Genomic DNA, 25,785 nt, shown 5'->3' with positions numbered 1-25,785 from the left:
GGGCAGCCGGCATTTGGTCCTTGGCGCGGCCCTCACCGGGTTGTGACGGCGTCCTCGGGCCTCTCGGCCGGGGAGGCGCCGTCGTGGTGGTGCCGCCCCAGCGGGATCACCAACGGCGTGCCGCTGATCGGGTCGGGGGTGATCCGGCAGCGCAGGTCGAAGACGTCCTCGACGGTCGCCTCGGTGACCACGTCGGAGGGCGCGCCCTCGGCGACGATGCGGCCGGCCTTCATGGCGATGACGTGATCGGCGTACCGGCAGGCCTGGTTGAGGTCGTGCAGCACCATCACGATCGTGCGGCCCTCGCGCCGGTTGAGGTCCGTGATCAGGTCGAGTACGTCGATCTGGTGGGCGAGGTCGAGATAGGTGGTCGGTTCGTCGAGGAGCAGGACCGGGGTGCCCTGGGCGACGGCCATGGCTATCCACGCGCGTTGCCGCTGGCCGCCGGAGAGTTCGTCGACCGGGCGCTCGGCGAGATCGGTCAGGTTGGTGGCCTCGAGGGCCGCGTGCACGGCCTCCTCGTCGGCCGCCGACCACTGCCGCCACCAGGTCTGGTGCGGGGAACGGCCGCGGCCCACCAGGTCGAGGACGGTCAGCCCCTCAGGTGCCACCGGCGTCTGCGGCAATATGCCCAGTTTGCGGGCGAGTTCGCGGGTCGGCACGGAACGCAGCGCGACGCCGTCCAGCTCCACCACGCCCTGGCGCGGGGTCAGCAGCCGGGCGAGTGCCCGCAACAGGGTTGATTTTCCGCAGGCGTTGGCGCCGACGATGGCCGTGATGCGGCCGGTCGGCACGGTCAGGTTCAGGTTCTCGACCACGGGCCGTCCGTCGTAGGCGAGATGAAGATCACGCGCCCGCAACTCGGGTCCGGAGGTGGGTGATTGAGAGGCGCCGGCCGGTGTTGCGGACTCGCGCGGGTCAGTGGTCGACATGCGATCAGCCTCCAGAGCCCGCGCGGTTGACGCGGATGAGCAGCCACAGCAGGACCGGCGCGCCGAGGGCGCCGGTGACGATCCCGACCGGCAGTTCCGTCCCCGGTATCGCCTCGCGGGCGAGGAGGTCGGAGCCGAGGACGACGAGCGCGCCGGTGAGACCGGAGACGAGCGGGGGCGGCGACGAGGTGCCCGCCAGCCGCTGGGCGATCTGCGGGCAGGCCAGCGCGACGAACGCCACCGGACCGGCCGCCGCCGTGCCGAAGGCGACCAGGCCCACACCGGCCAACAGCAGGGCCAGCCGGACGGATTGGACGGGGGTGCCGAGCCCGGCGGCCACGTCGTCGCCGAGCATGAGCGTGCGCATCCAGCGGCCCATGCCCAGGGTGATCGGCAGCAGTACGGCCAGGGCGATGGCCAGGGAGTCCACCTGGCTCCAGGTGCGGCCGTTGAGGTTGCCGACCAGCCAGCCGAGGGCCGCCTCCGCCTCGAACCGATTGCCGCGCGCCACAAGGAAGTTGGTGGCGCTGGAGCAGATCCAGGACACCCCGATGCCGACGAGGATGATGCGGTACCCGGTGGCCCCGCCCTTCCATGCCAGCGCGTACACGAGCAGCGCGGTGGCGAGTGCGCCGAGCAACCCCAGGGTGGACAGCCCGAGTCCGCCGGTCCAGCCGAGAACTACCGCTGCCACGACGGCGGTTCCGGCGCCCTCGGTGAGTCCGATCATGTCAGGGCTGGCCAGCGGATTGCGGGTCATCGTCTGGAACACCGCCCCGGAGACCCCGAACGCGACGCCGACCAGCAGCCCGACCAGGGCGCGTGGCAGCCGTAGATCCTGGACGACGATGACCGTGCCCGCGTCGCCCGAACCCCACAGGGCCCTGATGACGTCGGTGAAGGCCACGGGATAGTCGCCGATGGTCAGACCCCAGCAGAACAACAGGAAGGCGCCGAGCGTGACGCCAACTCCCGTGAGCAGCAGGCGCGGACGCAGCACGCCGGACACCGGAGGCACGGTCAGCCGGAACGGCCGGTTGCCGAGAGCGGTGCGCGCGGGGGGCGCCGTAGAAGACTGGGCGGGCACGCTCATACCTCCGCGAGCTTCCGGCGGCGGACCAGGACGATGAAGAACGGGCCGCCGAGGAAGGCGACGAGGACACCGGCCTGGATCTCGGTCGGGCGGTCCACCATCCGGCCCAGGATGTCGGCGGACAGCAGCAGGAGGGGCGCGAGCGCGGCCGAAAGCGGCAGCAGCCACCGGTAGTCGGGGCCGATCCCGGCGTACTGCGCGAGGACCCGCGCGATATGCGGGACGACCAGCCCCAGAAAGACGACAGGGCCGATGACGGCAACCGACGCACCGGTCAACAGCACGACCGCGGTGACCCCTTGGAGGCGTACCAGACCGAGCCGTCGCCCCAGGGAGGCGGCCACGTCGTCGCCGAGGGCCATGCTGTTGAGGGCGGGCGCGCAGGCCAGGGCCAGTACCGCGCCCACGGCGAGGAAGGGCAGGATGCGCACCAGCTCGCCGGAGTCCTGGTCGGCCAGGGTGCCGGCCGACCAGAAGCGGTAGCGGTCCAGTGCGTCCTGGTCGGTGAGGACGATGGCGCTCGTGAACGACTGGAGCAGCGAGGTGATGGCGACCCCGGCGAGCGCCAACTTGACCGGTGTGGCCCCGGATCGGCCCAGCCGCCCCAGGAAGAAGACCACGACGCTCGCGACGAGCGCCCCGCCGAACGCGAACCACACATAGCCGTACAGCGAGGCCACCCCGAACACTCCGACCGCCATGACGATCGCGAAGGACGCCCCGGCGCTCACCCCGAGGATGCCCGGGTCCGCGAGCGGGTTGCGGGTCAGGGCCTGCATCAGCGCGCCGGACAGGCCGAGCGCGGCGCCGGTCGTCAGACCGAGCAGGGTGCGGGGCACGCGCACCGACCAGATGACGTTGTCGACGAGGCGGCTGGGCGGATGGCCGAGGACCGAGCGCACGACCTGGTCGAGCGGGACGCTGAGCGCGCCGAGGGCGACCGACAGCAGGGACAGCAGGACGAGGAGGGCGACGATCAGTGTCACCAGCACCGTGGTGCGAAGCCTTCTGCCTGAAGCCACTTGCCGGTCTCCATGTCCTCTTCCGGGTCATCTTCCGTGCTCTGGAGCCCTGTTGGCGGACCACCGGACAGCCCAGCCAGCAGCTTAGGTGAGCATAACCTCAGTGGCTGTGACATGGGCCGGTGGTTCCGGGGGAGGTCTATCAAGTAAGGCAATGCTTACCTTACTATGCGAGCGGTCGCGGCTCCGCTGAGCCGTTACGCACGCATTGGGAGGCACGGGCAGCTGTGGCGGGCAACACGCTTTCTTCCGCACGGGCAACGGCGACGAACGACTTCTGGCGACGGCGGTTCGCGTCACCGGTACCGGAGACGTCCCTGCCGCGGGACTTCCCCCGTCCACAGCGCGGGGAGGGCGAGGTGTCCCGCGCGCGCCGCACGGCCCCCCTCGCCGTGACGGCCGACGCGGCCACCCAACTCGCCGCCTTCGTCGCCCTGTTGCACCGCTACGGCGGCACCACGGCCACCGAGACGGCAGTGGCCCACGAGGGACTCCCGCTGCGCGTCTCGATCGACGGCGACACCCCGTTCACCGAACTCCGCGACCAGGTAGCGGCAGTTCGCGCGGAGGCCGCGTCCCACCACCTCCCGACCACCGATCTGCTACTGCTCCTCGCCCCCGAACCCCTCCGCGGCGGCGGCCTGTTGTGCGCCACGGGCTTCGGCCCCGCTCCCTGGGACGAGACCGGCCCACTGGACCTGGCGCTCACGGTGACCGAGGGCGAGGTGTCGGCGGACTACCGCACGGACCTCTTCTCGCCCGCCGCGGTCGACCTGATCCTCGGCCACTACGGCACGCTCCTCGCCGACGCCGTCGCCCGCCCGGACACCCCGGTCGCCGACCTCGAACTCCTCGGCACGGACGAACGGCACCGCATCCTGCGCGGCTGGAACGACACCGAGCACGATGTCCCCGCGCTCACCTGGCCCCGCATGTTCGCCGACCAGGTCGCCGCCCGCCCGCACGAGGTGGCGCTCATCCACGAGGACGTCCGCCTCACCTACGCCGAACTCGACGCTCGCGCCGCCAAGTTGGCGCACGCCCTGGTGGCCAGGGGTGCCGGTCCGGAGCAGGTCGTGGCGCTCGCCGTGCCGCGCTCGGCCGACATGATCGTTGCCGAGGTCGCCGTCCTGAAGTCGGGCGCCGCCTATCTGCCCGTTGACACCGACTACCCGGCCGACCGCATCGCCTACATGCTCGCCGACGCCCGCCCGGTCTGCCTCGTCACCACCGCCGCGATCGCCCCCGACCTCCCGCCGGACCTCGACCCGCTCGTCCTCGACGCTCCGGAGACGGTCGCCGAGCTGGCCGCGTACCCGGCCCAAGGCCCGTCCACCGCCGACGAGTTGACGATCGCGCACGCGGCCTACGTGATCTACACCTCCGGCTCCACCGGCCGCCCCAAGGGCACCGTCCTCTCCCACGCCGGCGTCGCGAAACTCGTCGCCACCCAGCAGGAACGATTCGGGATCGGCCCGAACAGCCGGGTCCTGCAGTTCGCCTCGCCCAGCTTCGACGTCGCGTTCTGGGACCTGTGCCTCGGCCTGCTCTCCGGCGGCCGCCTGGTCGTCGTCCCCGCCGACCGCCGTGTCCCCGGCGCACCCCTTGCGGACTACGCCAACGAGCACGGCATCACCTTCATGATCCTGCCGCCGGCGCTGCTCGCCGCTATGCCCGAGGACGTCCAACTCCCGCCCGAGGCAACCCTGCTGGCAGGTACGGAACGCGTCTCGCCCGAGCTGGTCGGCCGCTACGCGCGTGGCCGGATGATGTTCAACGCCTACGGCCCGACCGAGGCCACCACCAACTCCACCCTGGGCCTGTGCGACCCGGACACCCCGACCGGCACCATCGTGCCCATCGGCATCCCCGACCCCGGCACCCGCGCCTACGTCCTCGACGACCGACTGCGCCCGGTCCCCGCCGGTGTCACGGGAGAGCTCTACCTGGGCGGCGCCGGCCTGGCCCGCGGCTACCTCGGCCGCCCCGCCCTCACCGCCGAACGCTTCGTCGCCGACCCCTTCGGCGCACCCGGCGAACGCCTGTACCGCACCGGCGACTTGGTGCGGTGGAAGGCGGACGGCCGCCTGGAGTTCCACGGCCGCGTCGACACCCAGGTCAAGATCCGCGGCTTCCGCATCGAACCCGGCGAGATCGAGTCCGTCCTGCGCTCGCACCCGTCCGTCGACCAGGCCGCCGTCGTCGTCCGCGAGGACCGCCCCGGCGAACGCCGCCTCGCCGCCTACGTCGTGCCTTCACTTGACGCCGAGCCGAGTCCCGACGAGGGGGTGGCCGAATGGAAGGACCTGCACGAACTCCTCTACTCCGCCGCCGGATCGGACGGCTTCGAGGAGAACTTCGCCGGCTGGAACAGCATGTACGACGGCCTTCCCATACCCCTCGCCGACATGCGCGAGTGGCGCGAGGCCACCCTCGACCGCATCCGCGCGCTACGACCCCGGCGCGTTCTGGAGATCGGCGTCGGCAGCGGTCTGCTGCTGTCCCGGCTCGCCCCGGACTGCGACGAGTACTGGGGCACCGACCTCTCCGAGGAAGCCGTACGCGCCCTGGGCGCACAGGTGTCTGCGGTCCCCGAACTCGCCGACCGCGTCACCCTGTTGTCCCGCCCCGCGCACGACCTCACCGGTCTGCCCCAAGGCCACTTCGACACGATCGTCGTGAACTCCGTCATCCAGTACTTCCCCGGTGGGGACTACCTCACGGGCGTACTCCGGGACGCGGCGGCTCTTCTCGCCCCCGGCGGCGCGGTGTTCGTCGGCGACGTACGCAACCTGCGCCTGCTCCGCACCCTGCGCGCGGCGGTCGAGAGCGGGCGGGTACGGGACGAGGCGGACGGCGACAAGGAAGCCCTGCGCGCAGCCGTGGACCGGGCGGTCGCCTGGGAGGGCGAACTCCTCGTCGACCCGGACTACTTCACCAGCCTCGACGGCCTCAGCGCCGACATCCGAGTCAAGCGCGGCACGCATCACAACGAACTGACCCGCTATCGCTACGACGTTGTGCTTCGCCCGCAGACGGATGCCACCGAGGAGATGGCTGAGTCCCCCTGGCCCACGCTGGGTTCGGTCCAGGCGCTGGACGAGCTGCTCGCCGGGAGCCGGAGCCCGGACCGGTTGCGGATCACCGGTATTCCCAACTCCCGCCTGGCCGACGACCTCGCCGCGCTCGACACCCTCGACGACAGCAGCAGGCCGGCCGCCGGGTCGTACGGTGTGGATCCGGAGGCGCTGTACGAGATCGCCGCGCGGCACGGCTACGAGGCGGCGCTGACCTGGAACGGGGGTGCGGAGGACGGCAGTCTGGACGCCGTGCTGGCTCCAGAGGGGGACGACGGGCAGGCGCTCGTCCGCTACCGCCCCGGCGGTGGACACCCGCTCACCAACCGCCCCGCCCCCTTCCGCAACGTCAACGCCCTGATGTCGACGCTGCGGACGCACGCCACCGAGTACCTGCCCGACTACATGGTCCCGGCCGCGTTCGTCCCGCTGGACCGGCTTCCCGTAACCCCCAGCGGTAAGCTCGACGCCGCCGCGCTGCCCGTCCCGGACCTCACCCGCCTGCTGAGCGCGAGCCGGGCGCCCGAGACTGCCCGCGAGCGACTGCTGTGCGACCTGTACGCCCGGGCGCTCAAGGTGCCCTCGGTCGGCGTCGACGACGACTTCTTCGCGCTCGGCGGCGACAGCATCGTCGCCGTCCAACTCCTCATCCTGGCCCGCCGGTCGGGGCTGGAACTCACCCCGCGCGACGTCTTCCGGCACCGTACGGTCGCCGAACTGGCCACGGTCGCCCGCACCGGTACGGCAGACCTCGCGGAAGACACTCCGTGGCAGACGCTGGGCGATGACGAACTCGCCGCTGTTCAGGGAGAGTTCCCTGTCACCGTCGAAGAGGTGCTGCCCCTCGGCCCGCTCCAGGAGGGCTTCTTCTTCCACGCGCTGGTGGACGGCGCCGAACTCGACGCGTATGTCGTGCAGCAGGTCATCGAGCTGTCCGGACCGGTCGACGGCACCCTGTTGCGCGAGGCCGCACAGCGGCTCATCGACCGGCACGCCCCGCTGCGCGCCTGCTTCCGCCAGACGCCCGACGGCCTCCCGGTCCAGCTCATCGCGTCCGGCCTCGAACTGCCCTGGCGCGAAGTGGACTTGGCCGCACAGGACGACGCCACGGTCCGGCGCGCCCTCGCCGAGGCCGTCGCCGCCGACGAACGCGCGCACCGCTTCGACCTCGCCCGCCCGCCGCTGATCCGCTGCGCGCTCATCCGCTTCGGCGAGGACCGCAGCCACCTGGTCCTGACGTTCCATCACATCCTCGCGGACGGCTGGTCCTTGCCCGTCCTGCACCGCGAACTCCTCGCCCTCTACGGCGAGAACCCGACCCCCCTCCCCGAAGTCGCCCCCTACCGCGGCTACCTCCGCCGCATCGGCGGCGCCGACCGCGAGGCCGCCCGAGCCGCTTGGAGCATCGCCCTCGCGGGGGTCGAGGAGCCCACCCGGCTCGTCGAAGCCCCCGCGCCCGCCGGACCGCTCGAACCCGCCCAGATCCGCGTCGAGTTGACCGAGCGGGCCACCTCTCGGCTCGCCGCCCGCGCCCGTGAACGCGGAGTCACCCTCGGCACCCTCGTGCAGGGCGCCTGGGGCCTGCTCGTCGGGCGTATGACGGGACGCGAGGACGTGCTGTTCGGCACCACCGTGGCCGGACGTGACGCCGCCGTCGACGGCATCGAGTCGATGATCGGCCTGTTCATCAACACCCTGCCCACCCGGCTGCGTTGGGCGCCGGGCGACACCCTGGGCGGGCTGCTCGACCGGCTCCAGGACGAGCAGAGCGCGCTTCTCGACCACCAGCACCTCGGCCTCGCCGACATCCAGCGCGCCACCGGACACGCGGGCTACGGTGAACTCTTCGACACCCTCGTGGTGTTCGAGAACTACCCCGGCGGCGAGGGCGCCCCGGGCATCACCGACCCCACCGGCACGATCGCCGTTGCCGGGCACGCCTTCCACGACGCCGTGCACTATCCCCTGGCCCTCATCGTCAAGCCCGGCCGCCGTCTCGACCTGCGCCTCAAGCACCACGCCCGACGCCTCGACGCCGACGCCGTGCAGTCCCTCGCCGACCGGCTCACCCTCATCCTGCACGCGCTGGCCGACGACCCCGGCGCGCGCGTCGCGGACCTCGACCTGCTGACGCCGGACGAGTTGGCCGACGCCCACCCGGCGGGGGAGACCCGGCAGGTTCCGGCCACCACGCTCGCCGCCGCGTTCGCCGCGCAGGCCGCGCGTACTCCGAACGCCACGGCCGTCGTCTTCGACGGCACGACGAACTTGGACCGTACGACCCTCACCTACGCCGAACTCGACGCCCGCGCCGAGGAGTTGGCCGTACGGCTGCGGGCCAAGGGTGCGGGACGGGAGCGGTTCGTCGCCGTCGCCGTACCCCGCTCGGCGGAGTTGATGGTGGCGCTGCTGGGTGTCCTGAAGTCGGGGGCCGCGTATCTGCCCCTCGACCTGGACTACCCGCCCGACCGGCTCGCGTACATGCTGGCCGACTCGGGGACGACGACGGTCGTCACGACGGAACGGGACGCGGACCGGCTGCCGTTGGTCGAGGGCCTGGACGTTCTCGCGGTCGACACGGGGACGGGCGTGGACAGTGTGGGCCGCGACGCCCTGCCGGACCGGCTCCCGACCCCGGATCCAGAGGTGGCCCGCCCCGACGACCCCGCCTACCTCATCTACACCTCCGGCTCCACCGGCCGCCCCAAGGGCGTCGTCGTCACCCACCGCGCCATCGGCAACCGACTGGCCTGGATGCAGGGCGAGTACGAACTCACCGCCGACGACCGGGTGTTGCAGAAGACGCCGTCCAGCTTCGACGTGAGCGTGTGGGAGTTCTTCTGGGCGCTGTGCGAGGGCGCCGCCGTAGTCCTCGCCGCCCCCGACGGACACCGCGACCCCGCCTATCTCGCCCGCCTGATCCGGGCCGAGGGCGTCACGACGATGCACTTCGTGCCGTCGATGCTGGACGCGTTCCTCGCCTCCGACGAGGTCACCGCCGACCCCGCATGGGCGGGCGGCCTGCGCCGCGTGTTCAGCAGCGGCGAGGCCCTGTCCGGGGCCGCCGCCCACCGCTGGAACGAGTTGACCGGCGTCCCGCTGCACAACCTCTACGGCCCCACCGAGGCCGCCGTCGACGTGACGTACCACGCCTACGACGGCGCGCCCGACACCACCGTGCCCATCGGCCGATCCGTGTGGAACACCGGCCTGCGCGTTCTCGACTCCTGCCTGCGTCCGGTGCCGGACGGCGTGCCCGGCGAGCTGTACCTGACCGGCGTCCAGCTGGCCCGCGGCTACCACCGGCGCCCCGCGCTCACCGCCGACCGCTTCGTCGCCGACCCCTACGCCACCGAGCCCGGCGCCCGCATGTACCGCACCGGCGACCAGGTACGCCGCCGCCCCGACGGCACGATCGACTACCTCGGCCGCACCGACCGGCAGGTCAAACTGCGCGGCAACCGGGTCGAACTCGGAGAGATCGAGGCCGAGTTGACCCGCCTCCCGGCGGTGGCCCGGGGCGCGGTCGTCATCCGCGACCAGCGCCTTGTCGCCTACGCCGTCCCGGTCGCCGGAGCCACCGTGGACCCGGCCGACCTACGTGCCGCCCTCGCGGACGCGCTGCCCGCGCCCCTGGTCCCGGAGGCGTACGTCGTCCTCGCCGACCTCCCGCTCACTCCCAGCGGCAAGCTGGACCAGGCCGCGCTGCCCGCCCCCGACGCCGAACGCGCCGAACGCCGTGTGCCCGCAGGGTCGTTGGAGCGGCAGCTCACCGAGATCTTCGCGGCCGTCCTCGGCATCGAGGACGCGGGACCGGACGACGACTTCTTCCGTCTCGGCGGCGACAGCATCAGCTCCATCGGTGTCGCCAGCCGGGCCCGCGCGGCCGGCCTGGACCTGAGCCCGCGCGACGTGTTCACCCACCGCACGCCGGCCGCCCTCGCGGCGGCAGCCACCACCACAACGGTCAACCTTGTCACCCCCGTTGAGGAGTTCACCCTCACCCCCGCCGAACACGCCCGCGTCCGCGCCGTCGCCGCCCCGGCGGAGGTCGCCGACGTATGGCCGCTGGCCCCCCTCCAGGAGGGCCTGTTCTTCCACTCGGCGTACGACGAGGGCGCGTTGGACGTCTACACCGTCCACGAAACCTTCGACTTCGCCACCCGCCTCGACACCACCCGGCTGCGCGCCGCCGTCCGCACCCTCCTCGACCGCAACCCCGGCCTGCGTGCGGGCTTCACCAGCGACGGCCTCGACCAGCCGGTGCAGTTCATCGTCGAGGACCCGGAGATCCCCCTCGAAGAGGTTGACCTCTCCCTCCTCCCCGCCGCCGAACAGGACGTACTCCTAAGGGAGTTGACGGACGCCGAACGCAACCGCCGCTTCGACCTGTCCGCGCCGCCGCTCTTCCGCCTGCTCCTGCTCCGCCTCGGCGCGGAACGCGGCGACCGGCTCGTCATCGGCCGCCACCTGATCCTCTGGGACGGCTGGTCGGCATGGCTGTTCCTCGATGAACTGTTCGCGCTCTACGAGACGGGCGGAGACGCGAACGCCCTGCCCGAGCCCGGCAGTTACCGCGACTACCTGACCTGGCTGGAGGAGCAGGACGACTCGGTCGCCACAGCCGCCTGGCGCACCGCGCTCGCCGGTCTCGACGAGCCGACGCTGCTCGCGCCCACCGCCACCGACGGCCTCGAACCGGTCATCCCCGACCAGCTCGACGTGCGCCTGTCCGCCGAACTCGGCGACCGGCTCCGCGAGTTGGCCCCGGCTCATGGCCTGACCCTCAACACCCTCCTCAACGCGGCCTGGGGACTCACCCTCGCCTCCGCGACCGGCCGCGCCGACGTCGTGTTCGGTACGACCGTCGCCGGCCGGCCGAGCGAGGTCCCGGACGTCGGGGACATCATCGGCCTGTTCCTCAACACCGTCCCGACCCGCATCGCGCTCGACCCCGCCGAACCGGTCCTCGACCTGCTCCGCCGCATCCAGGGCGAACGCCTCGACCTCATGCCGTACGAGCACTTGAGCCTCGGTGTTCTCCAGGCCGAGACCGGCCACCGCAAGCTCTTCGACACGCTGTTCGTGCTGCGGAACAGCGACACCGAGGAGCGGTTGGCGGGCCTGAAGACCCGGCACGGTGCCACGGCCGTCGCCAACGTCGACGCCACCCACTACCCGGCCAACCTCGTCATCACTCCGGGCCGCGAGATCGCCGTCACCCTCACCCACCGCCCCGACCTCGTCCCGACCGAGAAGGCGCAGGCCCTCCTCGACCGCTTCGCGCTGCTCGTCGACTGCCTCACCGCCGACCTCACGGCACCGGTCGGCTCCCTCGACCCGCTCCTGCCGGCCGAGCATGCGGCGCTACGGCGGGAGTCGGCGGCCAGTCGTGTCCCCGACCCCGAGGACACCATCGCCGACCTGCTGGCCGCGCAGGCGGAACGCACCCCGGACGAACGGGCCCTCGTCTTCGGCGAGCGAACCCTGACCTACGCCGAACTCGACGCCGCCGTCAACCGGATGGCCCGGCTGCTGATCGACCGGGGCGCGGGCCCCGAGAAGGTCGTCGCCCTCGCACTGCCGCGCTCCCTCGACATGGTGGTCGCGCTCTTCGCGGTCCTGCGCACCGGAGCGGCCTACCTGCCACTGGAGTTGGACCACCCGGCCGACCGCCTCTCCCTGATGCTGGCCGACGCCCGCCCGCTTCTCCTGCTCAGCACCACGGCCGTATCCGTCACGCTGGACGGCGAGATGAACCGCGTCCTGCTTGACGACCCCGAGATCAAGGGGGAGTTGGCGGGTCGGTCGGACGCCCCCGTCCGTCTCCGCTTCAGTCTCGAACACCCCGCCTACGTCATCTACACCTCCGGCTCCACCGGCCGCCCCAAGGGTGTCGTCACCCCCTACCGGGGCCTGACGAACATGCAGTTGAACCACCAGAAGGAGATCTTCGAGCCCGCCATCGCCTCGGCCGGCGGACGCCGACTCCGCATCGCGCACACCGTTTCCTTCGCCTTCGACATGTCGTGGGAGGAGCTGCTGTGGCTGGTCGAGGGCCACGAAGTGCACGTCTGCGACGAGGAGTTGAGGCGCGACGCCGAGGCGCTGGTCGCCTACTGCGAACGGCACCGCGTCGACGTCGTCAACGTCACCCCCACCTACGCCCGACTCCTCATCGAGGAGGGCCTGTTGGAGGGCCACGTCCCGCCGCTGGTGCTGCTCGGCGGTGAGGCCGTCCCCGAGACGGTGTGGACGGCGCTGCGCGACACCGAGGGGACGTACGGCTACAACCTGTACGGGCCGACCGAGTACACCATCAACACCCTCGGCGGCGGCACCCTCGACAGCGACACCCCGACCGTCGGTCGCCCCATCCGCGGCACCCGCGCCCACATCCTCGACGCCTGGCTGCGCCCGGTGCCCGACGGTGTCCCCGGCGAGCTGTACATCGCCGGAATTGGCCTGGCCCGGGGCTACTTGGACCGACCCGCGCTGACTTCCGAACGCTTCGTCGCCGACCCGTTCGGCGAACCCGGCGAGCGCATGTACCGCACCGGCGACCTGGTGCGACGTAACCCGGACGGCAACCTCGACTTCCTCGGCCGCACCGACGACCAGGTCAAGATCCGCGGCTACCGCATCGAACCCGGCGAGATCGAGACCGCCCTCAGCCGCCACCCGCTCGTCGCCCAGGCCGCCGTGGTCGTCCGCGACGAACGCCTCGTCGGCTACGTCGTCCCCTCCGGCGCCGATTCGACGGAGCGCACCGCCGCCGAGGCCGCGCAGGTGGGGGAGTGGCAGGAGATCTACTCCGACGAGTACGAGGAGATCGGCACCGCCGTCTTCACCGAGCAGTACGACGGCTGGGACAGCTCCTACGACGGACAGCCCATTCCCTTCGAGGAGATGCACGAGTGGCGCGAGGCCACCCTCGCCCGCATCGGCGCCCTCAAGCCCCGCCGCATCCTCGAAATCGGCGTCGGATCCGGCCTGTTGCTGTCCCGCCTCGCCCCGGACAGCGAGGCGTACTGGGCCACCGACTTCGCCGCCCCCGTCATCCGCAAGATCGGCGAGGAGGTGCGGCGCGACCCCGCGCTCGCCTCAAGGGTCGAACTGCGCTGCCGCCCGGCCGAGGACCTGAGCGGCCTGCCGTTCGCCTACTTCGACACGATCGTCATCAACTCCGTCATCCAGTACTTCCCGAGCATCGACCACCTGACCGCCGTCCTGCACGGCGCGATGGAGCTGCTCGCGCCCGGCGGCGCCCTGTTCGTCGGCGACGTCCGCAACCTGCGCCTCGCCGGCACCTTCCACACCGAGATCCAGCGCGCCCGGGGCACCGCCGAGGCGGACCTGGAGCGGGCCGTGGAACGCGGCCTGCGCCTGGAGAAGGAACTCCTCGTAGACCCCGACTACTTCACCACCCTCGGCTACGGCGTCGACCTGCGCACCAAGCGCGCCCACCACTACAACGAGCTGTCCCGGCACCGCTACGACGTCGTCCTCTACGCCGACGAGCCGGACGTATGCCTGGACAACGCCCCGTCCGTCGACTGGGCCACCGGCAACACCATCGGTGAACTCCTGCGCGGAGACTGGTCGTCGGCCGAGGCGATCGGCGAACTCCTGCGTGGTGGTTGGTCGGCAACGGGCGCCACCGCCGAACGCCCGCGCGGAGAACGGCCCGAGGCGCTCCGCTTCACCGGCATCCCCGACGGCCGTACGAGCGAGACGGGCGTCGACCCCGAGCACCTGCACGAACTCGGCACGGCGGCCGGATACCGGGTGCTGACGACCTGGTCGGCGCAGGAGGGCACGTACGACGCCGTATTCCTGAAGTCCCCTGAAGTGGGCCTGACCGGCGGCCTGTTCCGCCCCGGCGGTGGTACGCACCCCTACGCCAACGACCCCACCGCCGCCCGTGAGGCGACCGCGTTGGTGCGGCGGCTGCGTGAGGACCTGGGTCGCGAACTGCCCGACTACATGGTCCCGTCGGCCTTCGTCACCGTCGACGGCCTGCCCATGAACGCCAACGGCAAGCTCGACGTCCGCGCCCTGCCCGACGCCGAACCCGCCGTCGCCCTCGGCGGCGGACGCGGCCCGCGCACCCCGCGGGAAGAGGTGCTCTGCCGCCTGTTCGCCGAAGTGTTGGGCCTGCCCGAGGTCGGCGCCGAGGACAACTTCTTCGACCTGGGCGGCCATTCACTCCTCGCCACTCGCCTGGTCAGCCGCGCCCGCACCGAACTCGGCGCCGAACTCGCCATCCGCGACCTCTTCGAGGCCCCGACCCCGGCGCTGCTCGCGGGCCGCGCCGACCAGGCGAGCCCGGGCCGCCCGGCGGTGACCCCGGTCGCCGACCGGCCGGACCGTATCCCGCTGTCGGCCGCCCAGCGACGGCTGTTGCTCGTCGAGGAGATCGCCGGCAGCGGAGTCGCCTACAACTTCCCGCTGGTGTTCCGGCTGCGCGGCGACCTCGACACCGATGCGCTGTCTGCCGTTCTGCGGGATGTCGCCGGACGCCACGAGGCACTGCGGACGGTGTTCCCGAGCCACGAGGGGGAGCCGTACCAGCGGATCGTCCCGGCCGCCGACGCCCATCCCGTCTCCACGATCGTCGACTGCACCGAGCACGAACTGCCCGCGCTGATCGAGTCCGCCCAGCGCCGCCCCTTCGACCTGACCACGGAACTCCCGTTGCGCTGCGAGGTGTTCAGGCTCGGCACGGACGAGCATGTGGTGGCCGTGGTCCTGCACCACATCGCCACCGACGAGTGGTCCGATCGCCCCTTCCTCGCCGACCTCGACACCGCTTACGCGGCCCGCCGGGAGGGGCGATCGCCCGAGTGGGCGCCGTTGCCGGTGCAGTACGCCGACTACACCCTCTGGCAGGACGACCTGCTCGCCCGCACCGGCGAGGCCCAACTCGCCCACTGGGCCGAGGCCTTGCGGGGACTGCCCGACGAACTCGCGCTCCCCACCGACCGCCCGCGTCCCGCCGAACCGACCGGTCATGGCGGTAAGGTCCGCCTGGAACTGCCCACCGCCACCGGCCACGCCCTGCGCGACCTCTCCGGCGCCACCGGCACCAGCATGTTCATGCTGTTCCAGGCGGCCACCGCCGCGATGCTGAACCGGCTCGGTGCGGGCGAGGACATCCCGCTCGGCGCCCCCATCGCGGGCCGCACCGACGAGGCGCTCGCCGAGCTGGTGGGCTTCTTCGTCAACACGCTGGTGCTCCGGACCGATGTGTCCGGCGACGAGCTGACGTTCCGCGAACTCCTGGGCCGCGTGCGGGAGTCGTCCCTCGCCGCCTTCGAGTACCAGGACCTGCCCTTCGATCGGGTCGTCGAGGCCCTCAACCCGCCCCGCGTGGCCGGCCGCAACCCGCTTTTCCAGGTCATGCTCGGCTACCACCACCGCCCCGACGGCGACCCGGACGTGCTCGGCCTCGCGACCGAGTGGTTCGACATGGACACCGGCATGGCGAAGTTCGACCTGCACTTCACCTTCGTCGACGAGACGGGCAGTGACCGGGTGGTCCTGCTCCTGGAGTACGCGACCGACCTCTTCGACGAGTCCACCGCCGAACGGATCGCCATCCGCATGGCCCGCCTCCTGGACCACGCGGCGGCCGAACCCGACCGCCCGGTAAGGGACTTCGACCTCCTGGCCGACGCCGAACGCGCGCTGGTCCTGGGGGAGTGGAACGCCACCGGGCACGTCGTCCCGGCCGCCACCCTGCCGGAACTGTTCCGCGCCCAGGCGGCCCGGACCCCCGATGCCACGGCTCTCGTCTTCGAGGGGCAGCGGCTGACGTACGCGGCGCTGGACGCCCAAGTGGAACGAACGGCAGGGGTGTTGGCCGCGCTCGGCGCCGGCCCCGAGGAGACCGTGGCCGTGGCCCTTCCGCGCTCACTCGAACTCGTCGTCGCCCTCCTCGCCGTCCACCGAGCCGGAGCCGCCTACCTCCCGCTCGACCCCGACTACCCGGAGGAACGCCTCGCCCTCATGGTCGAGGACGCCAGTCCGGTCTACGTCATCCGAGACACCCTGCCGACCGGCCCCGAGGGCCAACTCCCCACGTCCTACGACCCGTCGAGCCCCGCGTACGTGATCTACACCTCCGGTTCCACCGGCCGCCCCAAGGGCGTCGTCGTCCCGCACGAGGGCATCGTCAACCGGCTGCTGTGGATGCAGGACGCGTACGGCCTGACGGCCGCCGACCGGGTGTTGCAGAAGACGCCGTCCAGCTTCGACGTGTCGGTGTGGGAGTTCTTCTGGCCGCTGATCACCGGTGCCACGCTGGTCGTCGCCCGCCCCGAAGGCCACCGCGACCCGGCCTACTTGGCTCGCCTGATCCGCGAACAGGACGTCACCACCGTCCACTTCGTGCCCTCCATGCTCCAACTCTTCCTGGAGGAACCGACCGCGGCCGACTGCACCGGCCTGCGACGCGTGATGTGCAGTGGCGAGGCCCTGCCCGTCGCCCTCACCCACCGCTTCCACGACGTCCTGACCACCACCGAACTCCACAACCTCTACGGCCCGACCGAGGCCTCGGTCGACGTGACGGCCGTGGTGATCGGGCCGGACGCGACGAGCGTCCCGATCGGCCGCCCGGTGTGGAACACCCGCACCTACGTCCTCGACGCCGGTCTGCGCCCGGTCCCGCCAGGCGTTCCGGGCGAGCTGTACCTCGCGGGCGTCCAACTTGCGCGCGGTTACCTCGACCGGGCCGCGCTTACGGCGGAGCGGTTCGTCGCCGACCCGTACGGCGCACCGGGCACCCGCATGTACCGCACCGGCGACCTGGCCCGCTGGAACGCCGACGGCACGATCGAGTACCTCGGCCGCACCGACGACCAGGTGAAGGTACGCGGCTTCCGCGTCGAACCCGGCGAGATCGAGGGCGCGTTGACCGCACATCCCTCCGTCGCGCATGCCGTCGTCGTGGTCCGGGAACAGCGTCTGGTGGCGTACGTGGTCCCGGTTGGGGACGGCGGACCGGTGGGCGTAGAGGCAACTCGCGCCGGTGCGGTCGCCAGCCCGCTGGACGAGTCCGCTTCACGCGCTCGCACGGCGGCCGGACCGCAGGACGGGACGGTAGTCCATGCCCACACGGCCGACGGGCCGGTGGACGCGACGGCTATTCGCGCCGGTACGGTTGTCGAATCGGTGGACCTGGCCGCGCCCCGCCCCCGCACAGCCGCCGCCGGACCAGTCGACGTAACGGCGCTGCGCGCCCACACGGCTGCCGCCCTCCCCGCCCACATGGTCCCCGCCGTCTTCGTCACCCTCGACGCGCTGCCCCTCACCCTCAACGGCAAGCTCGACCGCGCCGCCCTGCCCGCCCCCGACTTCACGACCACCCCAGGCACGGACGCGGGCATCCCGCCCCGCAGCCCCCGCGAGGAGATCCTCGTCGGACTCTTCGGTGACGTGCTCGGCCTCGAACGCGTCGGCGTCGACGAGGACTTCTTCGCCCTCGGCGGACACTCCCTGCTCGCCATGCGCCTGGTCAGCCGGGTCCGCACGGTGCTCGGCGCCGACCTCACCGTCCGTACCGTCTTCGAGGCGTCCACCCCCGCCCTCCTCGCGGCCCGCCTCGACGACCGGGCCGGCGGGCTCCCCGCCCTCGTCCCCGCCGAGCGACCCGACGAACTCCCGCTCTCCCACGCCCAACAGCGCCTGTGGCTCCTGCACCGCATCGAGGGCCCGGGAGCCACGTACAACATCCCGGCCGCCTGGCGCCTGACCGGCACGCTCGACCGCGACGCGCTGGCCGCCGCCCTGGACGACGTCGCTGTACGGCATGAGAGCCTGCGCACGGTCTTCCCCGAGCAGGACGGCCGCCCCCGCCAGGTCGTTCTGGACCAGGTCTCCGTGCCCCTCCACCACAGCCGCGTCGCACAGACCGAACTGCCCAACCGTCTCGCCGAGGCCGCCGCGCGAGGCTTCGAGATCGACCGTGAACTCCCCTTGCGCGCCCACGTGTTCGAGGTGGACGAGGACGAACACGTCCTGCTGCTCGTGCTGCACCACATCGCCGGCGACCAGTGGTCCGACGGCCCACTGTGGCGCGACCTCGCCACCGCCTACGAGGCCCGCCGCGAGGGACAGGCGCCCGCGTGGGCGCCGCTGCCCGTGCAGTACGCCGACTACGCCCTCTGGCACCGCGAGGCGCTCGGCGACGCCGATGCCCCGGGCAGCCGTCAGTCCCGCCAACTCGCCTACTGGCAGGAGACCTTGTCGGGCCTGCCGGACGAACTCGCCCTGCCCACCGACCGCCCCCGCCCGTTGGAGAGCAGTCACCGGGGTGGCGCGGTCGGTCTGACTCTCGATGCTCAACGGACCCAGGAACTGCGCGCGTTGGCCCGCCGTAACGGCGTCAGTATGTTCATGGTCACCCAGGCCGCCGTCGCCGCGCTGCTGCACCGGCTCGGTGCCGGGGACGACATCCCGCTCGGCGCACCCATCTCCGGACGGGGCGACGAGCACCTCGAAGACCTGGTCGGTTTCTTCGTCAACACCCTTGTCCTGCGCACCGATCTGTCCGGCGACCCCACGTTCGCCGACCTGCTCGCCCGCGTCCGGGACACGGACCTCGCCGCCTACGAGCACCAGGACCTGCCCTTCGAGCGGCTGGTGGAGGCGGTCAACCCGGCCCGCTCACTGGCCCGGCATCCGCTGTTCCAGGTGATGGTCGTCCACCTAGACGACGAGGGCGCCACCCCCGCCCTGCCCGGCCTCACCGCCCGCCGCGAGGAACTCGGCCAGCAGGGCGCCAAGTTCGACCTCAGCTTCGACTTCGTCGAGCAGGGCGAGAACGGCATGCGGTGCTGGATCGAGTACAGCGCCGACCTCTTCGACGAGTCGACCGCAGAACTCCTCGCCCAACGCCTGGAGTTGCTGCTCGCCCAGGTCGCCACCGACCCCGACCGGCGCATCGGCACGCTCGACGTCCTGCGCGACGACGAACGCGCCCTCGTCCTCACCGACTGGAACAACACCACCCGGACCGTTCCCGACCTCACCCTCCCCGAACTCTTCCGCGCCCAGGCCGCCCGCACCCCCGAGGCAACGGCAGTGGTCTTCGAGGACACCTTCCTCACCTACGCCGAACTCGACCTGCGCGTCGAGCGGTTGGCCCACACGCTCGCCGCGCAGGGAGCGCAGGCCGAGGCGATTGTCGCCGTCGCCCTGCCCCGCTCTCTCGCCCTCGTGGTGTCCCTCCTCGCCGTCCACCGCGCGGGCGCCGCCTACCTGCCCCTCGACACCGGCTACCCGACCGAACGACTCGCCTACACGCTCGCCGACGCCCGCCCGGTCTGCCTGATCACCGTCGAGGGCGTCACCCTCCCGGACACCGACGTACCCACCCTCACGGTGGACGCGGACGGCACCCCCGACCACCCGGCGTACGCACCCCTGCCCACCGCTCACGACCCCCGCCACCCCGCCTATGTCATCTACACCTCGGGCTCGACCGGTCGCCCCAAGGGCGTCACCGTCCCCCACCAGGGCATCACCAACCGCCTGTTGTGGATGCAGGACACCTACCGCCTCGACGCCGACGACCGGGTGCTGCAGAAGACCCCGGCCGGGTTCGACGTGTCGGTGTGGGAGTTCTTCTGGCCGCTGATCACCGGCGCCACGCTCGTCGTAGCCCGCCCGGAAGGCCACCAAGACCCCGTCTATCTCGCTGAACTGATCGAGCGCCAGCACATCACCACGGCCCACTTCGTCCCGTCGATGCTGCGCGCCTTCCTCGACGAGCCCGCCGCCGCCCGCTGCACCGACCTGCTCCAAGTCATGTGCAGCGGCGAGGCGTTGCCCGCCCCACTGGCCGTCCGTTTCCACCAGGTCCTTCCGGGCAGCCGCCTGCACAACCTCTACGGCCCCACGGAGGCGTCCGTCGACGTCACCGCCCACGAGGTCCCCGCCGACCCGGCAACCGTGCCGATCGGCCGCCCGGTGTGGAACACCCGCACCTATGTCCTCGACGCCGGACTCCGCCCCGTACCGCCCGGCGTGGCCGGCGAACTGTATCTGGCGGGCGTCCAGTTGGCGCGCGGCTACCTGGGCCGGTCCGCCCTGACCGCCGAACGCTTTGTCGCCGACCCGTACGCCACCGAGCCCGGCGCCCGCATGTACCGCACCGGCGACCTGGCCCGCTGGACCCGGGACGGCGAACTGGAGTACCTCGGCCGCGCCGACGACCAGGTCAAGCTGCGCGGGTTCCGTATCGAACTCGGCGAGATCGAGAGCGTGTTGGCCGCACACGCCGGCGTCGCGCACGCCACCGTCGTCCTGCGGGACGAGCGCCTCGTCGCGTACGTCGTACCGACAGGGGAGACGGCTGACTCCGCCGAACTCCGCGCCCACACCGCTCAGTCGCTGCCCGATCACATGGTCCCGTCGGCCGTCGTCACCCTCGACGCCCTCCCGCTCACCCCCAACGGCAAACTCGACCGCCGCGCCCTGCCCGCCCCCGATTTCGCCGCCGAGGTGACCGACACCCGCCCGCGTACACCGCTGGAGGAGACCCTTTGCGCCCTCGTCGCGGACGTGCTCGGTCTCGAACGCGTCGGTGTCGAGGACGACTTCTTCTCCCTCGGTGGCGACAGCATCGTCGCCATGCAACTGGTCGCCCGCGCCCGCGCCGCCGGGCTCACCTTCAGCCCGCGCGACGTGTTCCGCCACAAGTCGGCCGCGGGGCTCGCCACCGTGACCGCCACCACGGTCACCGCAGGGCGCGACGACGACGTCATCCTGCTCGACCTCACCGACGACGAGCGCGCCGAACTGGCCGCCCTGCCCGCCGGAACCGAGGTCCTGCCCGTCTCCCCGCTCCAGGCCGGCCTGCTCTTCCACGCCGCCCTCGACTCCGGCGACGACGGACCGGACGTGTACACCGTCCAGGTCTCCTACGACCTCGAAGGCCCCCTGGACGCCGACCGGTTGCACACCGCGGCGCAGTCCGTGCTCGACGCGCACGAGAACCTGCGCAGTGGCTTCCGGCACCTCTCCTCCGGGCGGCCCGTGGCCGTCGTACCGCGCACGGCCGTACTGCCGTGGCGGCAGCTCGACCTGGCCGACGACCCCGACGAGTGGGACCGTCTGCTCGTTCAGGAGCGGCGCCGCTTCGACCCCGAACGGCCGCCGCTGCTAAGGCTGTTGCTGGCCCGGCTCGGTCCGGACCGGCACCGGCTCGTGCTCTCGCACCAGCACCTCCTCCTGGACGGCTGGTCGCTGCCCCTGCTCACCGCCGAGCTGTGGGCGCGCTACGAGGGCCGTACGCCGGCCGCGCCCGCTCCGTACCGCGAGCACCTGCGGCTGCTGGCCGCCCAGGATCCGGCCGATTCCACCGCCGCGTGGGCCGAGGCTCTCGGCGGGCTGGCGGAGCCGACCCGGCTCGCGCCCGTCGACCCCGACCGGGCGGCCGTCGTACCGCGCACCCACACCGTGGAGTTGGACCCGGACCGCACGGCGGAGCTGGAGGCGTTCGCGCGGCATCAGGGCGTCACCGTCAACACCCTTGTGCAGGCTGCCTGGGGCGTGCTGCTCGGTCGGCTCACCGGCCGCGACGACGTGGTGTTCGGCGCGACCGTCGCCGGGCGTTCGCCCGAACTGGCCGGTGCCGAGTCGATGATCGGCCTCTTCATCAACACCGTCCCGGTGCGGGTGCGCGTCCGCCCGGAGGAGAGTACGGCCGCGCTGCTGGAGCGGCTCCAGGACGAGCAGTCCCGGCTCATCGCCCACCAGCACCTCGGTCTCGCCGACATCCAACGGGCCGCCGGACTCGGCGAACTCTTCGACACACTCGTGGTGTTCGAGTCGTACCCGGTCGCCGACGACGAAGAGGGCGGCGACGGGCCGAGTGTCTCGGTCCGCGATCACGAGGACTCCACCCACTACCCGTTCGCGTGGGCGGTCGAGCCCGCCGAACGGCTGCGGCTCACCGCCGAGTTCAGGCCCGACCTCTTCCAACCGGCCGTCGTACGACGGATCACGGACGCCCTGACCGCCCTCCTGACCGGCATGGCGGCCGAGCCCGACCGTCCCGTCGGCCGTCTAGACCTGCTAGGCCCCGCCGAGCGGCACACGGTCCTGGAGACCTGGAACGACACCGCGTTGCCCGCGCCGGAGACCGAACGGCTCGGCACCGTACCGGCGTTGTTCGTCGCCCAGGCCGCCGCCGACCCCGGGGCGGTCGCCGTCACCGACGGCCGTACGACGTGGACGTTCGCCGAACTCGACGCGCGCACCGACCAGTTGGCCCGCGTTCTCGCCGGACACGGCGCCGGACCCGAGCGGATCGTGGTCCTCGCGCTGCCCCGCACCGCCGACCACATCGCCGCGATCCTCGCGGTGATGAAGGCGGGCGCCGCCTATCTGCCCCTCGACCCCGACCTCCCCGGGTCCCGCCTGACCGGCATGCTCGACGACGCCCGCCCCGTGCTGATCCTGGCCACGGCGGAGACGGCCGCCGCGCTGCCACCAACCACCGTCCCCGTCCTGCGACTTGACGCCCCGACCGACGGACTGCCGGAGGCCGAACCCGTCGCCCCCGACCCCGACCACCCCGCCTACGTCATCTACACCTCGGGTTCCACCGGCCGCCCCAAGGGCGTCGTCGTCACCCAGCGAGGCATCGCCAACCTCTTCCACAGCCACCGGCACGACCTGCACGAGGTCGCCAGGCGGCGCACCGGACTCCGCCGCCTGCGCGTCGGGCACGCCTGGTCGTTCTCCTTCGACGCCTCCTGGCAGCCGCAGTTGTGGCTGCTGGACGGGCACGCGCTGCACATCGCCGACGACGAGACCCGCCGCGACCCCGAACTCCTCGCCGCGTTCATCCGTGACCGGGGCATCGACTTCATCGAGGTCACCCCGTCGCTGCTCGCGCAGATGGCGGACAGCGGCCTGATCGGCGCCGAGGGCGACTGCCCGCTCTCCGTGGTCGGCTTCGGCGGCGAGGCCGTGCCCGAGTCGCTGTGGACGCGACTGGCCGCCCTGTCGGACACCGAGGCGTTCAACCTCTACGGCCCCACCGAGGCCACCGTCGACGCACTCGTCGGCCGAGTCCGCGACAGCGCCACCCCGGTCGTCGGACGCCCCGTCCACGAGTCCCGGGCCTACGTCCTCGACACCGCCCTGCGCCCGGTACCGCCCGGCGTCACCGGCGAGTTGTACCTGTCGGGACCGGGCCTGGCCCGCGGTTACCTCGGCCGGCCCGAACTCACCGCCGAACGCTTCGTCGCCGACCCGTACGGGGCACGCGGCGAGCGCATGTACCGCACCGGCGACCTGGCCCGCTGGACCGAGGACGGCCAACTGGAGTTCGCCGGCCGCGCCGACGACCAGGTCAAGATCCGCGGCTACCGCATCGAACTCGCCGAGATCGAGGCCGCGTTGGGCACCCACCCGGCCGTCGCGCAGACCGTCGTCGTGGCCCGCGAACACCGGCCCGGCATACGGCAGTTGATCGCCTACGTGGTCGCCGACGAGGCGGACGGCACCGAACTGCGTGCTCACGCCGCCTCCGCGCTGCCCGACTACATGGTCCCGGCCGCCGTGGTCGTCCTCGACCGGCTGCCGCTGCTGTCCAACGGCAAACTCGACCGATCCGCCCTGCCCGCCCCGGACTTCACCACGCGGGGCGGCGGCCGGGCCCCTACGAGCGACACCGAGCGCACCCTGCGCGACCTGTTCGCGGACGCCCTCGGGGTGCCCGCCGAGGCGGTCGGCACGGACGACGACTTCTTCACCTTCGGCGGCGACAGCATCGTCGCCATGCAACTGGTCGCCCGGGCACGCGCCGGTGGGCTGCGGGTCACACCCCGGCAGGTCTTCCAGCACCGAACTGCCGCCGCCCTCGCGGCAGTTGCCGTCCCACTCGACGCTGACGAACGGCACGCCGTCCACGACGACGGCACCGGCACCGTCCCGCTCACCCCGATCATGCGCGGACTGCTGGAGCGCGGCGGCCCCATCGCCGCCTACCACCAGGCGGCCCTGGTGCAGACCCCGGCCGACCTGACCGAACCCGGCCTGCTGACCGTGCTCACGGCACTCGCCGAGCGGCACGACATGCTGCGGGCCCAACTCGTCCGCGAGCCAGAGTGGTTGCTGCGGGTGCCGGCGGCACGGGACACCGACGTCAGCACCTGGCTGACCCGCGCCGACGTGCGCGGCGCGGACGACGACGAACTGCGCGCGGCCATCTCCCGCCACGCCGAGACGGCCCGGGCCGGGCTCGACCCGGACGCCGGGGCGATGGTGCGGGCGGTCTGGTTCGACGCCGGACCCGGACAGCCCGGCCGACTGCTGATCCTCGTCCACCACCTGGTGATCGACGGCGTCTCCTGGCGCGTCCTGCTGCCCGACCTGGCCACCGCCTGGGCGGCGGCCAGGGGCGGTCGTACGCCCGAACTCGCCCCTGTGGAGCTCTCGTTCGCCCGCTGGTCCCGGCTTCTCGCAACCCGCGCCACCGACCCGGCCACCGAGGACGAGCTGCCGTGGTGGACCTCCGCTCTCGCCGAGGGCGCCGAACTCCCGCTGGCCCGACCGCTCGACCCGGCCCGGGACACGGTCGCCACCACCCGCTACCTCTCCCTGACCCTGCCCGCCGACCTCACCGGCCCGCTGCTGAGCCGATCTCCGGCCGCGTTCGGAGCCTCCGTCAACGACGTGCTGCTCACCGCGTTCGCACTGGCAGTCGGTGACTGGCGCACCCGGACCCTGGGTGCCGAACAGCCGGGCGGGCCGGTGCTGGTGGATGTGGAGGGCCACGGCCGTGAGGAGCAACTCGCGGGCGACGCCGACCTGTCCCGTACGGTCGGCTGGTTCACCAGCGTCGTACCCGTACGACTCGACCCGGGCGAGGCCGACTTGGCGGACGCCTTCACGGGCGGGCCCGCGCTGGACACGGTCCTGGCCCGGATCCGCGAGCACCTCACCGCACTGCCCACCGCCGGCATCGGACACGGCCTGCTGCGCCATCTCAACCCCGAGACGGGCGCACGTCTCGCCCAACTCGGCGAGCCGCAGATCGAGTTCAACTACATGGGCCGCTTCGACCGCCCGGAGGCCGCCGACTGGTCCTACGCCCCCGAGGACGACGCCGCCGACCTCGAGGCCGACCCCGGACAGCCGATGTCCCATGCCCTGACCCTCAACGCCATCACCGAAGACCGCCTGGACGGCCCGGAGTTGAGCGCCCACTGGGCGTACGCCGCCGAACTCCTCACCGAGGAACAGGTACAGGACCTGGCCCGCACCTGGTTCCGGGTGCTGGAAGCGGTCGTACGACGGGCGGCCGTACTCGACAAGCCCTGAACAAGCCCTGAACAAGCCCTGACCGAGCACCGAACCGCACGTACCCACGAGTCCGCATCAGAGAGGCAAGGAACCCCCGACATGAGCAACCCGTTCGAGAACCCCGACGGCGTCTACTCCGTCCTCGTCAACGACGAGGGCCAGCACAGCCTTTGGCCCGACTTCGTGGACGTACCGGCGGGCTGGACGGTCGCGTACGGACCGGCCGCACGGCAGGAGTGCCTCGACCACATCGAGACCAACTGGACGGACATGAGGCCGAAGAGTCTGGTCGACGGGGTCTGAGCACACGAAAGGGGGGCGGGTCCGATTTCCTC

General features: G+C 72.2%; 5 protein-coding genes. 2 read left to right on the top strand and 3 right to left on the bottom strand.

Features of this window, described 5'->3' with window-relative positions; genetic code table 11:
* Positions 1 to 32 precede the first annotated feature (32 nt).
* The 3 genes from ACFWP5_RS34690 to ACFWP5_RS34680 are packed head-to-tail and all read right to left on the bottom strand — an operon-like array spanning position 33 to position 3,047.
* Complete coding sequence (locus ACFWP5_RS34690) at positions 33 to 932, bottom strand: ABC transporter ATP-binding protein (RefSeq protein ID WP_384165828.1); 900 nt, start codon at positions 930 to 932, stop codon at positions 33 to 35.
* Positions 933 to 936: 4 nt separating this feature from the next.
* The gene (locus ACFWP5_RS34685) at positions 937 to 2,025 is read right to left on the bottom strand and encodes a FecCD family ABC transporter permease (RefSeq protein WP_384165826.1); all 1,089 of its coding nucleotides are present in this window, start codon (positions 2,023 to 2,025) and stop codon (positions 937 to 939) included.
* Entirely contained in the window at positions 2,022 to 3,047 is a 1,026-nt protein-coding gene (locus ACFWP5_RS34680; protein WP_384165823.1) for a FecCD family ABC transporter permease, read from the bottom strand. Before ACFWP5_RS34680 ends, ACFWP5_RS34685 begins: the two co-directional genes overlap by 4 nt.
* A 227-nt stretch (positions 3,048 to 3,274) precedes the next feature.
* Here ACFWP5_RS34680 and ACFWP5_RS34675 point away from each other — a divergent pair, with 227 nt between their 5' ends.
* On the top strand, positions 3,275 to 25,468 hold the full coding sequence (locus tag ACFWP5_RS34675; RefSeq protein ID WP_384165819.1) for a non-ribosomal peptide synthase/polyketide synthase: 22,194 nt from the start codon (positions 3,275 to 3,277) through the stop codon (positions 25,466 to 25,468).
* A gap of 81 nt (positions 25,469 to 25,549) precedes the next feature.
* Positions 25,550 to 25,753 carry an MbtH family protein gene (locus ACFWP5_RS34670; RefSeq protein WP_384165816.1) on the top strand — a complete coding sequence of 68 codons (204 nt, stop codon included), beginning with the start codon at positions 25,550 to 25,552 and terminating at the stop codon, positions 25,751 to 25,753.
* The last annotated feature ends 32 nt before the right edge of the window (positions 25,754 to 25,785 follow it).

The organism is Streptomyces sp. NPDC058469, assembly GCF_042721125.1.
Classification (GTDB): Bacteria; Actinomycetota; Actinomycetes; order Streptomycetales; family Streptomycetaceae; genus Streptomyces.
This window is presented reverse-complemented; position numbering and strand designations above follow the sequence as displayed.